The organism is Streptomyces sp. NPDC107498 (assembly GCF_055582805.1).
Window position 1 is genome coordinate 91,317 of sequence record NZ_JBVJPE010000016.1, and the last position, 12,698, is coordinate 104,014.

Genomic DNA, 12,698 nt, shown 5'->3' on the forward strand with positions numbered 1-12,698 from the left:
GAACAGGTGCCGAACGCTGTCAGCCTCTCCTGATCGCCTCCGGAGAGATCCTGGGAACTTCCTGAGAGTTCCGGGCCCCACCTCGGGGATGAGGCCCGGAACTCCGGCAGGGCCACCGTCACCGCGGCCCGATTCACAGGAAGTTCACCGAGTCGCTTCGAGGTGGGTCCCGATCCGCAGGAACGCCTGGACGAGCGGGGCGACCGGCACGTCCGGGGAGACGACCTGCGAGCCGAAGTGGACGGCGACGAGGTCGAGGCCTGGTGAGACGAAGAGCCGCTGGCCGTGGATGCCGCTGGCCAGGTAGGAGCCGTACGGGTCGTTGGGGACCCACCACAGGTCGTGGTACGAGAGCGTGGCCGGCGAGTCGGGCGGCGCGGCGGGGAACCGTACGCGCCGGGGACAGCCGTCGGGGACGCCGCTGGTGATCGTCGTCGCCACCTCCTCGGGAACGACCTGCCGGTCGCCGACGGCCCCGCCGCAGCGGAGCATCTCGCCGAGCCGGGCGACGTCGCGCGCCGTGGCGCTGAAGCCGCCGCACGCCGCCTCGACGCCGTCGCCGTCGAGGATGTAGTAGGCGTCCTCCTCCGCGCCGATCTTCGACCAGATCATCTCGCTCAGCAGCGCGGAGGTGGTCAGGCCGGTGATCCGGCGCAGGACCTCGGCCAGCGTCTCGACGTTGCCGTTCTCGTAGCGGAACCCGGTGCCCGGCCGGCCGGTGGCGCGGGCGGTCAGGAGGTGTTCGCGGATGGTCGTCGGGCCGTTGTAGCCGTAGGGCCGTAGCTGCGGGGCGATGACGGCGAAGTACCGCTGCGCCTCGATCGCCTTGTCGAAGGGCCGGCCCGCGTAGCTGACCTGGGTGCCCATGTGCAGCAGGTCCTCGATCGTGGCGTCGCCGAAGGCCGTACCGGTGAGCTCGGGGACGTGGGCGGATGCCGGGGCCGAGCGGTCCAGGTGGCCCTGGTGCGCCAGGGTCGCCACCATCAGGCCGATGTAGGACTTGGCCGCCGAGGCGTTGAAGTGCGGGGTGTGTGCCTCGGTGCCGTGCCGGTAGGTCTCGTGGACGACGGCGCCGCGGTGCATCACGAGGAACGCGTCCGTCCGGGCCGCCGCGAACAGGTCCTCCAGCCCGAACGTGGTGCCGCCGAGCTCGATGTCGAGTGCGTCGAGGTCCTCAGGCCGGGCGAACAGGGGGCGGGCGGGCTCAGAGCCGCGCCACACGCGGCGGCTCGGGGTGAGCTCGCGGCCCGCGGACGTGAAGCGGCGGATCCAGGCGGGGTCCGTGTAGCCGCGGGTCCACGAGAGATCACCGAGTCGGGGCAGGTCGGTCATGGGGATACTCCGTACCGCAGAGGTCTTGAACAAGTGAGCCGTTAACGTACAACCTGTTCAACAGCAGGCGACAGACCCGATGTCGATCGCCACATGCCTGCCGTGCGCGTTTCCGCGTGAACCGTCGACCGCCCCACCGGATCGGCCCGTTCGCACCGCCTCCGCGCCCTTCCCGCCGAGCCGCAGGAGTTCCCCGTGGTCGAACCGTCCCCGCCCGCACCGCTCCGCGAGACCGCCGGAGCGCCACCGCACCCGGTGTTCGACCGGCGGCGGTCCTGGCTGATCGCCGCGCTGATCGTGACGTTCATGCTCATCAACTACGCGGACAAGGCCGTCCTGGGACTCGCGGCCGTGCCGATCATGGACGAGCTGGACATCAGCAACAGCACGTACGGGTTGGTCTCCAGTTCGTTCGCGCTGCTGTTCAGCCTGTCCGGGCTGATCGTCGGCTTCCTCTCCGCGAGGGTCTCCAGCAGGTTCCTGCTCTTCGCGATGGCGGCCCTGTGGGCGGTGGCCCAGCTGCCGGTGCTGTTCGTGGCGTCGGTACCGGCCCTGATCGCGGGGCGCGTGCTGCTCGGTGCCGCCGAAGGACCGGCGGCTTCGATGTCGATGCACGCCCTGTACAAGTGGTTCCCGGAGGGCCGGCGCGGCCTGCCGTCCGCCCTGCAGATCAGCGGTGCCGCGCTGGGCACGCTGATCGCGGCACCGGTCCTGACGTGGCTGATCACCGACTTCGGCTGGCGCTCCGCGTGCGCGGCGCTCGCGACGGCGAGCCTGGCGTGGAGCCTGGTGTGGTGGCGGACGGGGCACGACGGCCCGTACGACGAGGAGCGCGCCCGAGGTGCCCGCCCGTCCGTCGGCACCGCGCACGGCCCTTCCGCCGGGCAGCGACTCCCGTACCGGCGCCTGCTGCTGAACGGCACGGTGCTCGGGAGCATCGCCGGTGCGTTCGGCGCCTCCTGGGCGATGGCGTTGAGTCACGCCTGGCTGCCCGTCTACCTGCGTACGCAACTCGACATGACGCCCGGTACGGCGGCCACACTCATCAGCGTCGTCTCCGCGTTCAGCCTCGTCCTGCTGCTGTCGGTGCCCCCGCTCCTCGACCTCCTGCACCGGCGCGGCCTCTCACGCCGGTGGTCCAGCGGCGCCCCCCAGGGCATCGCCGTCACCGTCGCGGCGACGGCCATGGCCGCCTTCCCGTTCGCGGAGGGCGGGGCCCGGTTGTCGCTGCTCGCCCTGGCGTTCGGCGGGCACGCCATCGCGTTCCCCCTGCACTACATGACGGCCTCCGCCGTGGTGCCCCCGCTCCAGCGCGGGGCGGTCTTCGGCATCGTGGCGGCGACGGGCACCCTGCCCGGGCTGATCGCCCCGTACCTGACCGGGCGCCTCTTGGACTCCGCTTCTTCGCAGAGCGCCGGATACACCCGATCGTTCCTCCTGTCCGCCGTCGTCATGGCGACCTGCGGGCTCGTGGCGCTGGTCGCCATCCGGCCGGAGCACGACGCACGGCGACTGGTTCCGACCGCCGCGGCCGGTCCCGTGCGGTGAGGCGGGTGGGCAGCCCGGCGGACGACTGCGCGGCGCCCGCCGCGCGGTTCAGGCCGGCTGTTCGAAGCCGCTGGCCCAGTACCGTCCGTGCAGCGCCAGGTCGAGGAGCATGCGCACGACCTCCTCGGCGGGCAGGGACGGCGATTCCTGCTCGACCCACCAGCGGAGCACGGCGATCTGCTCGCCCACCCACACCCGGGCGAGCAGTTCGGGATCGATGCGCGGCTGAACGGCGTTGCGCTCCGCACGGGCCCGGAACTCGTCCGCGGTGGCCCGTGCGCAGGCTTCCGTGAACATCTGCAGCGGTTTGCCGTCGCCGTCGCCGCGCAGGACGATCCGGTACAGGTCGCGCTCCTCGCGCGCGTGCCGCAGCATCTCCAGGACCGGCTTGCCCGTGAAGCCGACGGCGCTGTCCGCGACGGCGGGGGCGAGCCGCTCGCCGAGCTCGTCCAGCAGATCGGCCGTCACACGGGCGAACAGGTCCTCCTTGTCGCGGAAGTGGGCGTAGAAGGTGGCGCGCGCCACGTCCGCCCGCTCGGTGATGTCCTCCACCGTCAGCGCGGTGAAACCGCGCTCCAGGACCAGCTCGACCAAGGCGGCCCCCAGGGCACGGCGTGACCGCCTCGTCCGTCTGTCCTCGGCCATCGGCCCCTCCTCGATCGTCGCTCCGCGTGCGTGCCCAGTCTAGGGACTCTTGACACCTCACACGTTACTGAACAAGCTGTCTGTAATTGATCAGATAGTTCAATTACTCTGCGGGTCGGTCGCCGTGCCGCCCCGGCACTCCTTTCCCCTTCCGCCCGGAAGCAGGTCACCTGATGAACCTCGGCACCTATCTGTCGCGCAGCGCCCGCTACTGGCCCCAGGCTCCCGCCCTCGTGTGCGGCGAACGGTCCTGGACCTTCTCCGAACTCGACCGCGCGACCGACCGCCTCGCCTCCGCCCTGTCCGCCCGGGGGCTGGGGCCCGGTGACGCCGTGGCGTCGCTCGCGTGGAACCGCGGTGAACTGGTGGAGGTCGAATTCGCCCTCTGCAAGGCGGGGTTGACGCGCGCTCCGATCAATGCCCGGCTCGGGCGCGGCGAGATCGAGCACATCCTGCGCTACGCCCCCGTACGGGCCCTGGTCTTCGACGCGGCCCACCGCGAGGACGCGCTCGCCGCGATCTCCGCCGCCGGCACCGACTGCCTGCCCGTCCCGCTCGACGCCTCGCACGCGGCCGGTCCGGGCGAGGTGTCCTACGACGCGCTGCTCGCCGAGGGGGACGAGGCACCGTTCCTCGTCGAGGTCGACGAGTCGGAGCCGTGCGTCCTGAACTTCACCTCCGGCTCCACCGGGGCCCTGAAGGCGGCGGTCCAGACGGTCGGCAACCGTCTCGCGAACATGCGCAAGCTGCTCATGGCCGACGAGTCCCGACCCCGGCCCGGGACCCGCTACCTGGCCTGCGGCCCCATCACCCACGCCACCGGCATGGGTCTGCTGGCCGGCGTGTTCGGCGGCTCGACCACATACGTCCTGCCCACGTGGAGCCCGCAGAGCTTCCTGGAGACCGTGGAGAAGGAACGCATCACCACCACCTTCCTGGTGCCGGCCATGGTGAACACGGTCCTCGCCCACCCGGAGGCCGAACGGTACGACCTCTCCTCCCTGACGAGCGTGCGGATCGGCGGCGCGCCCATCTCGCCGCAGCGCCTGCGCGACGCGGTCGGGTTCTTCGGACCTGTCGTCGCCCAGGGCTACGGCCTCGGTGAGACCACCAGCGTGGTGGCGGGCCTGACCGGCGAGGAGATCGCGCACGCGGTGAAGGAGGACGCCGAGCTGCTGCAGTCGTGCGGGCGGGCCACGTACGACACCGAGATACGCGTCGTCGACGAGGCGGGCCGTGAGCTCGCCCCGCGCGAGGTCGGCGAGGTCATCGTGCGCGGCCCCGACTGCGTGCGCGCGTACTGGAAGGAACCTGAGCTGTCGGCCGAGACCTTCCGCGACGGCTGGGTCCACACCGGTGACCTGGCGTGGATGCGGGAGGACGGCTATCTGTTCCTCGTCGACCGCAAGAAGGACATGATCATCTCGGGCGGCTTCAACATCTACTGCACCGAGGTCGAGGCCGCCCTGTACGAGCATCCGGCCGTCCAGGAGGCGTGCGTCGTCGGCGTGCCCGACGAGCGGTGGGGCGAGGCCGTCAAGGCGGTCGTGGTGATCCACCCCGACAGGATCGTCACGCCCGACGAGCTGATCGCCTTCTGCGCGGACCGGCTCGACCGCCTCAAGAAGCCCCGCTCCGTCGACTTCGTGACCGGGCTCCCCCACAACCGCAACGGCAAGCTCGACCGCAAGGCCGTCCGCGAACCGTACTGGGCGAACGCCGCCCGCCGCGTCAACTGACCCACTGATCAACGGAGTCCCCGGTGACCTTCTCCCTCCGCCCCACCTACGACGACCCGCGCACCGCCGAACTGGTCGAGCGCCTGCGCGACTACCTCGACGGCGAGCTCGCCGACCACGAACGCGAGCGCGGCATCACGCCCGCCACCCGCCTCACCCGCGCCGACCTCGAACCGGTCTGGCGCCGCAGCCGCGAACTCGGCTTCTACGGGATCCACCTGCCCGAGGAGTACGGCGGCCGGAACCTCACGTACACCCAGCTCGCCGCCCTGAAGGAGGAGGTGGGCGCCAGCGGGCGCGTCCTGTCCCACAGCGTCCTGGGCGACATGGGCGGGCCGCTCCGCGCCGGCGACATCCTCAAGCACGCCACCGAGCACCAGCTGAAGACGTACCTGCTGCCGCTGGTCCGCGGCGAGCGGGCCTGCTGCTTCTCCCTCACCGAGACCGACGCCGGCTCCGACGTCCGCTCCATGCGCACCGTCGCCGTCCGCGACGACGACCGGGACGGCTACCGCCTCACCGGACACAAGGTGTTCTCCTCGGCCGGCCCCTTCGCCGACTTCGCGATCGTCGTCGCCCGCATGGCCGGCACCGGCGAGGAGGAAGGCGACAAGCCGCTGTTCTCCGCGTTCCTCGTGGACCTCGACAGCCCCGGCTGCCGCGTCGAGGAGGGGGCGACCCCGATGTCCGGCGAGCACATCGAGAGCGACGTCGTCCTGGACGACTGCCACGTCCCCGCCGCCAACCTCCTCGGCGAGGAGGGCGAAGGCATGCGCATCGCGCTCGGCCGCGTCACCGGCAACCGCCTCCTGCACTGCCCCACCGTGCTCGGCGCCGCCCGCCGCGCCGTCAAGCTGACGCTGGACCGGACCCGGACCCGGCAGGTCGCGGGCCAGCCGCTGCTCATGCTCCAGGCGATCCAGCACAAGATCGCCGACATGGCCACCGAGCTGTACGCCGCGCGCTCCATGACGTACAACGCGCTGGCGGCGCTGGACGAGGGCCGCGAGGTCCACGCCGAAGCGCTCATGTGCAAGCTGTTCGTCGCCGAGTCGGCCTTCCGCATCCTCGACGAAGCCGTACAGATCCACGGCAAGGAGGGGCTCACGCAAGGCAACGAGATCGAGTACCTCTTCCGCAAGATCCGCATGTTCCGCGTCCTCACCGGCACCTCCGAGATCCAGCGCAACGGCATCGCCAAGCTCCTGGCCTTCAACCACTGATCCGCACACCGACCGGAAGGCGTCCTCCGCCATGACCGCCGCGTCCTCGTGGACCCGGGGCCCGCTCCGAGGCGCCGGCCGGCGTCCGCACCGCCGTCGCACCGCGCACCACCGCCGTCCCTGCCCGAACCCGTCAAGGGCCGCGGCACCGCCGGAGGGGGCGCGCACCGTCTGCCCGTGCCCCGGCGCGACCGGAGCCGTTACGGGGTAGGAGAGCGGCATGGACAGCACCCTCTGGCTCGTCATGGCCGTGGTTCTCGCGCTCGTGGTGGCAGGCACCGCGGCCGTTCTGCTCGTGCGCGTGTTCCGCACTCGCAGGATGCTCCTGGACGCCGGTGTCCCGTTGCGGTCCAAGGCCCTGTTCTGGGCGGCGGTGATCTATACGATCTCGCCGATCGACCTCATCCCGGACCCGGTCTATCTGGACGACGTCGGCGTGCTCCTGGTCACGCTGCGGGCGCTGCACGCGGCAGCCGCCGGGAGCGGGGCGCATCCCGATGGGGGCGCCTGGGAGCGCCTGGGCAAGGGGCGCCGCTGACGGATCGGGGCAGGGGCTCCGGCGGGCCGTCGAAGACGGCCCGCCGGCGCCCCTGGCCGCCTCGGCCCCTCCCGCCCGGGGTGCCGCCCGGGTGAGCGGGCGCCTCGTGGCGGGAAAAAGGCATGCATGCAGACATTTCTCCCCTATGCGAACTTCTCCGCCTCGGCCGTCGTCCTGGACCAGAGGCGCCTCGGCAAGCAGCGCGTCGAGGCGCTTCAGGTGTTCCGGGGACTGACCGTGCCGACGTACGGGTGGCGACGGCACCCCGCGGTGCGGATGTGGGCCGGGTACGAGGAGGCCCTGGTGCGGTACGGCCTGGACGTCTGCGACACCTGGACCGCCGAGGGCCGTGCCGACACCTGCTCCGTCACCCTCATGGACGACTACCGCGCCTGGCGCCCGTCGGCCGAGGTGCGCGAGCAGAGCGCGCTCGCGGCGGCGGGCGAGTTGCCGCCCTGGCTCGGCGATCCCGCCTTCCACCGCAGTCACCAGTCCGCGCTGCTGCGCAAGGACCCGGCGCACTACCGCCCCCACTTCCCCGGCGTACCGGACGACCTTCCCTACCTCTGGCCGGCGTCCGACCGGGAGGGCGGCGGAGCGAGGTGAGGGCCGGGGCTTCGCAGACCGGGGCGAACGCCTCGGTCACGGCTCAAGAGGCCGGGGAGGGCGAGCGGCGAAGCGGAGTGGAGCGAGGCGGGCGACGTGACCCCGGGGAACCGGCCGCCGCCGCGTCCTGGCGGGGCCGGCAGATCATCGCGCGCTTCCCCCGCGCCCAGTTCGTCCGGACGCCCTCCCGCGACGCCGGGGGGGCGGTGCTGTCGTGACGCCTCCGATGCCGTGCCGCTGCTCCGCGCGGTGGGGTCACCCCACCGTTCCCCACCACGCCCCGCCCCGGGTGGCGTCCGCCGCCGGGTGGTCGGGCGCGCCGTCGTCGAGGGCGAGGCGGGTGACGACGCGGTAGCGGTCGCCGCGGTAGAGGGAGCGGACGTACTCGACCGGCCGGGCGTTCGTGTCGGAGGTGATCCGGTCGAAGAGGAGGGCGGGCGAGAGGACGGGCACCTCCAGGAGGGCCGCCTCCTCCTCGCTGAGCACGGTCGGCTCGATGGACTGGACGGCGTGGGCCGTCCGGATGCCGCGCCGTTCGCGCAGATGGGCGTAGAAGCCGCCCTCCATGTCGGCGGCGGTGAGTCCGGGGACCAGGTCGGCGGGGACGTGCAGCTGTTCCAGGGCGATCGGCGCGCCGTCGACGTGGCGGAGGCGGGTCACGTGCACCAGCTCCGCCGCCGGGGAGATCGCGAGTTTGCGGCCGATCCGCGCCCCGGCCCGTGTGGTGCGGAGTTCGAGCACCGTGCTCGTCCAGCCGCCGGGACTGCGGGGAGCGCTCGCCGGGTGGTCGTCGGCGACGAGCTCCTGGGTGACCTTGGCGGGGGCGACGAACATGCCGCGGCCGTGCTCCCGTACCAGCAGTCCGGTGGCGACGAGTTCGTCGACGGCGGCGCGCAGCGTGGGCCGGGAGACCTCCAGGGTGGCGCAGAGGGTCCGCTCGGAGGGGATGGCGTCGCCGGGGCGGCGGCCGTCGATCACCGCCAGCAGGTGTTCCCGTACCCGTGCCCGCTTCAGTTCCATGCCGTCCCCCCGCCGGTGCGCCGTCCGCCCGCCGGTCAGTATGCATCCCCTTCGGTCGAGGACGTCACCAGGCCGTCGCGGGTGAAGTCGAGGCGGGAGACGATGCGGTAGCGGTCCCCCCGGTAGACGGAGTGGACGTACTCGACGGGCAGGCCGGCGGTGTCGAGGGTGAGGCGTTCGATCAGCAGCGCGGGCGAGAGGACGGGGACGTCCAGGAGTGCGGCCTCGTCCTCGCTGACGACGGTCGGTTCGATCGACTGGGTGGCCTCCTTGACGTGCACCCGGTGGTGCTCCCTCAGGTGGTCGTAGAGGTCGCCCGCTTCGAGTTCCTCCGGGCTGAGCGCGGCGCCCACCAGGTCGGCCGGGATGTGCAGGTGCTCGATGGCCATGGGTGCTCCGTCGACGAGGCGGAGGCGTGCGACGTAGAGCAGTTCGGCGGCGGGCGAGAGGCGGAGCCTGCGGCCGATGCGGGCGCCGGCCCGGACGGTGGCGGACTCCAGGACGGTGCTGGACCAATCGCCGGAGGCCCTGGGTACGGCGAAGGCCGTCTCGTCCGGGGCGAGTCGCTGGGTGATCTTGGCGGGGGCGACGAACGTGCCGCGGCCGTGCTCCCGTACCAGCGCGCCCGTGGCGACGAGTTCGTCGACGGCGGCGCGCAGCGTGGGCCGGGAGACGCCCAGGCCGGCGCAGAGGGTGCGCTCGGAGGGGATCGGGTCGCCGGGGCCGAGGCCTTCGACGAGGCCGAGGAGGTGCTCCCGTACCCGCTCCCGCTTCAGCACCCCGCCGGAGGAGCCGTCCTTCATGCCACTCTCCCTGACTGGTCAACTGGTAAGGCCGATAGTAGCGGGATGTACTGACCTGTCACCGGGTGAACAGCGCATGTTTTCCAAGGGATTGACGCCCTCCATGGTCCGTGCCACCTTCTGGTCACACACCTGACCACTTAACCAATTGGTCAACTATGCATCGAGGTGCCCGTGAAGACTCGTCCCCTCGCCGGCTCCGTCGCCCTCGCGGCGGCCATCGCCCTCGCCACCACGGCCTGCGGCGGCCCCGGCGATCCGGCGGCCTCCGGCGGATCGCAGAAGGTCACCGTCTGGATCATGAAGGACAGCGTCACCGACGCCTTCCTCACCCGCTTCCGCACGGGTTTCGAGGCCGAGCACGAGGACATCGACCTCGACGTCCAGATCCAGGAGTGGGACGGCATCGGCGAGAAGGTCACCGCCGCCCTCGCCAGCAAGGACGCCCCGGACGTCATCGAGGTCGGCAACACCCAGGTCGCCCAGTACGCGGCGAGCGGAGGGGTGCGCGATCTCAGCTCCAGAACCGCCGAGTTGAACGGCGCCGACTGGCTGCCCGGGCTCGCCGAACCCGGCAAGGTCGACGGCCGGCAGTACGGCATCCCCTGGTACGCGGCCAACCGCGTCGTCATCTACCGCAAGGACCTCTTCGCCCGGGCGGGGGTCACCGCCCCGCCGAAGACCCAGGCCGAATGGCTCGCCGTCACCGCGGGGCTCAACCGCGGCGGGACCCAGGGCATCTACCTCCCCGGCCAGAACTGGTACACGCTCTCCGGCTTCGTCTGGGAGGCCGGTGGCGACCTCGCCGTCCGGGAGGGCACGACGTGGAAGGGCGCGCTCGACACCCCGCAGGCCCTCGCCGGCATGGACTTCTACCGACGGCTCCAGGCTCTCGGGAAGGGCCCCAAGGACTCCGACGAGGCAAAGCCCCCGCAGGCGGAGGTCTTCGCCAAGGGCGACGTCGCCCAGATCGTCGCCGTCCCCGGCGGGGCGAAGATCGTCGAGGAGATCAATCCCGCCCTCAAGGGAAAGCTCGGCTTCTTCCCCGTACCCGGCCGGACGGCGGCCCAGCCCGGCGCCGTCTTCACCGGCGGTTCCGACCTCGTCGTCCCGGAGGCCTCCGGCCACCCCGACGCCGCTTACCGGGTGGTGAAGGCGCTGGCCGGCGAGAAGTGGCAGACGGACATGGCCAAGACGATGAGCTACGTCCCCAACCGCACCTCTCTCGCCCGCGTGATCCAGGACGACGAGGGCACGGCGGCCATGGCCGCGGGCGCGGCACGTGGCCGTGCGACGCCGAACTCCCCGCAGTGGGCCGCCGTCGAGGCCACCAACCCGATCAAGCAGTACATGACCGCCGTCCTGACCGGAACCGACCCCGCTCGCGCGGCGGCGACCGCGTCCGCGAGCATCACCAGGACGCTCGGCTCGTGAGTCACGACCGCCGGCTCGCCACCCGCCCACCGCGGATCGCTCCGCGGGAACGCCCCCTCGCGCCACCCGGGCCCCGACGGGCGAGGCCGCCGCTCGGACCGGCGCTCCGGCCCTATCTCCTGGTCGCCCCCACCGTCCTCGGCGGCGCGCTCCTCCTCGGCTACCCCCTGGTGCGCAACCTTCTGATCTCCTTCCAGGAGTACGGCATGGGCGAACTCATCCGCGGGGGCGCCGGCTTCGTGGGGTTCCGCAACTACCGGACGGTGCTGGCCGATCCCGAGTTCTGGGAGGTGGTCCGGCGCACGCTCTGGTGGACCCTGGTCAACGTCACGCTGATCATGGTGATCGGCACTCTGGTCGCCCTGATGATGCGGCGGCTCGGCCGGCGGATGCGGTTCGTGGTGACGAGCGGGCTCGTCCTCGCCTGGGCCAGTCCCGTCATCGCCACCACCACCGTCTTCCAGTGGCTCTTCGCGTCCCGCCTGGGCGTGGTCAACTGGGTCCTCGTCCGGTTGGGGTTCTCGTCCTTCGAGGGCTACTCCTGGCTGGCCGGCGGTCCCGCCGCGTTCACGGTCCTCGTCCTGCTCGTGGTGTGGCAGTCGGTGCCGTTCGTCGCGATCACCCTCCACTCGGCGTTGCTCACCGTCCCGGCCGAACTGTACGAGTCGGCCAGGCTCGACGGGGCCGACGGGCGACGGATCTTCCGGTCGATCACCCTGCCCCTGCTGAGACCGGTCTTCGGACTGGTCCTCTGCCTCGAAGTCATCTGGGTCTTCCGCTGCTTCGCCCAGATCTGGGCCGTCACCAAGGGCGGTCCGGGCGAGGCGACGACCACCCTGCCCGTCTACGCCTACCGGGTCGCGCAGTCCCTGCACCGGTACGACCTCGGTGCCGCCGTCTCGACCCTCACCGTCCTCCTCCTGGTGGCCGTGCTCATCGCCTACTTCCGCCAGCTGCTCCGACAGGAGGCCGAACGGTGACACCCCGCGCCCTGCGCCGGCTTCCGCTGAACACCGCGGCGACGCTCGTCTTCGTCCTCACCGTCTTCCCGGTCTACTGGATGGTCCTCACCGCCTTCCGTCCGACCCGCGACATCCAGTCCGAGACCCCGCGCTTCCTGCCCGGTTCCGTCACCCTGGAGCACTTCCGGAACGCGGTCGCGGCGGACGGCTTCTGGGCCTTCTGGCGCAACAGCCTGCTGGTCACCGCCGGGTGCGTCCTGCTCGCCCTGGTGGTGGCGCTCGCCGCCGCCTTCGCCGTGGCACGGCTGCGCTGGCACGGCCGACGGGGCTTCCTGCTCATGGTCTTCCTCGCCCAGGTGGCCCCCTGGGAAGCGCTGTTGATCCCGATGTACGTCATCGCCCGGGACGCCGACCTGCTCGACCGGCTGGCGACCCTCAGCCTGGTCTACTTCATGATCACCCTGCCCTTCACCGTCGTGACCCTCCGCTCCTTCCTGGCGGGTGTGCCCGCGGAGCTCGAGGAGGCCGCGCAGGTCGACGGCTGCACCCGCGCGGCCGCGTTCCGCCGGGTGACCCTGCCCCTGCTCGCCCCGGGCCTCCTCGCCACCTCGCTGTTCGGTTTCATCACCGCCTGGAACGAGTTCGCCTTCGCCAACATGCTGATCATCAAGAACCAGGACGACCGCACGCTGCCCGTCTGGCTCTCGTCCTTCTCCAACGTCTTCGGCACCGACTGGGGCGCCACCATGGCCGCCTCCACCCTCTTCGCCCTGCCCGTCCTCGTCCTCTTCCTGGTCCTGCAGGGCCGGGTCGCCGCCGGAACGACCGGCGGAGCCGTGAAGGGATAA

12 protein-coding genes are annotated in these 12,698 nt (G+C 71.8%); 8 read left to right on the forward strand and 4 right to left on the reverse strand.

From position 1 onward, the window contains the following. Positions 1–144: 144 nt before the first annotated feature. Positions 145–1,332, reverse strand: coding sequence for a serine hydrolase domain-containing protein (locus ACZ66Z_RS25935; RefSeq protein WP_469937767.1), 1,188 nt, complete (start codon positions 1,330–1,332; stop codon positions 145–147). 195 nt (positions 1,333–1,527) lie between these two features. On the opposite strand from ACZ66Z_RS25935, the gene ACZ66Z_RS25940 reads away from it, so the two are divergent. Continuing rightward, positions 1,528–2,880, forward strand: coding sequence for an MFS transporter (locus ACZ66Z_RS25940; RefSeq protein ID WP_469937768.1), 1,353 nt, complete (start codon positions 1,528–1,530; stop codon positions 2,878–2,880). Between the two features lie 48 nt (positions 2,881–2,928). On the opposite strand, the gene ACZ66Z_RS25945 is transcribed toward ACZ66Z_RS25940, so the two are convergent. After that, positions 2,929–3,525 carry a TetR/AcrR family transcriptional regulator gene (locus ACZ66Z_RS25945; RefSeq protein WP_469937769.1) on the reverse strand — a complete coding sequence of 199 codons (597 nt, stop codon included), beginning with the start codon at positions 3,523–3,525 and terminating at the stop codon, positions 2,929–2,931. A gap of 173 nt (positions 3,526–3,698) precedes the next feature. On the opposite strand from ACZ66Z_RS25945, the gene ACZ66Z_RS25950 reads away from it, so the two are divergent. The 4 genes from ACZ66Z_RS25950 to ACZ66Z_RS25965 all read left to right on the forward strand — a co-directional run bounded on the left by ACZ66Z_RS25950 (position 3,699) and on the right by ACZ66Z_RS25965 (position 7,631). Continuing rightward, positions 3,699–5,264, forward strand: a complete 1,566-nt coding sequence (locus ACZ66Z_RS25950; protein ID WP_469937770.1) for a class I adenylate-forming enzyme family protein — start codon at positions 3,699–3,701, stop codon at positions 5,262–5,264. Between the two features lie 23 nt (positions 5,265–5,287). Beyond that, positions 5,288–6,487 (forward strand): acyl-CoA dehydrogenase family protein, encoded by a 1,200-nt coding sequence (locus tag ACZ66Z_RS25955; protein WP_469937771.1) that lies wholly within the window; start codon positions 5,288–5,290, stop codon positions 6,485–6,487. A gap of 220 nt (positions 6,488–6,707) precedes the next feature. After that, complete coding sequence (locus tag ACZ66Z_RS25960) at positions 6,708–7,025, forward strand: YkvA family protein (protein WP_469937772.1); 318 nt, start codon at positions 6,708–6,710, stop codon at positions 7,023–7,025. A gap of 126 nt (positions 7,026–7,151) precedes the next feature. Next, the gene (locus tag ACZ66Z_RS25965; protein ID WP_469937773.1) at positions 7,152–7,631 is read left to right on the forward strand and encodes an MSMEG_6728 family protein; all 480 of its coding nucleotides are present in this window, start codon (positions 7,152–7,154) and stop codon (positions 7,629–7,631) included. 255 nt (positions 7,632–7,886) lie between these two features. Here the strand turns inward: ACZ66Z_RS25965 and ACZ66Z_RS25970 are convergent, their stop codons facing one another. Both ACZ66Z_RS25970 and ACZ66Z_RS25975 read right to left on the reverse strand, forming a co-directional pair. Beyond that, positions 7,887–8,651: a GntR family transcriptional regulator gene (locus tag ACZ66Z_RS25970; RefSeq protein ID WP_469937774.1), complete on the reverse strand. Its 765-nt coding sequence runs from the start codon at positions 8,649–8,651 to the stop codon at positions 7,887–7,889. A 35-nt stretch (positions 8,652–8,686) separates the two neighbouring features. Further along, positions 8,687–9,454: a GntR family transcriptional regulator gene (locus ACZ66Z_RS25975; RefSeq protein ID WP_469937775.1), complete on the reverse strand. Its 768-nt coding sequence runs from the start codon at positions 9,452–9,454 to the stop codon at positions 8,687–8,689. Positions 9,455–9,628: 174 nt separating this feature from the next. Between ACZ66Z_RS25975 and ACZ66Z_RS25980 the strand changes: the two genes are divergently transcribed. From ACZ66Z_RS25980 to ACZ66Z_RS25990, 3 genes are read left to right on the forward strand one after another with little or no spacing between them, the layout of a single operon-like run. Continuing rightward, the gene (locus ACZ66Z_RS25980; RefSeq protein WP_469937776.1) at positions 9,629–10,888 is read left to right on the forward strand and encodes an extracellular solute-binding protein; all 1,260 of its coding nucleotides are present in this window, start codon (positions 9,629–9,631) and stop codon (positions 10,886–10,888) included. Next, a complete protein-coding gene (locus ACZ66Z_RS25985) occupies positions 10,885–11,868 on the forward strand; it encodes a carbohydrate ABC transporter permease (protein WP_469937777.1) in 984 nt (327 codons plus the stop codon). The genes ACZ66Z_RS25980 and ACZ66Z_RS25985 overlap by 4 nt, the downstream gene beginning before the upstream one ends. Then, positions 11,865–12,698 carry a carbohydrate ABC transporter permease gene (locus tag ACZ66Z_RS25990; RefSeq protein WP_469937778.1) on the forward strand — a complete coding sequence of 278 codons (834 nt, stop codon included), beginning with the start codon at positions 11,865–11,867 and terminating at the stop codon, positions 12,696–12,698. The genes ACZ66Z_RS25985 and ACZ66Z_RS25990 overlap by 4 nt, the downstream gene beginning before the upstream one ends.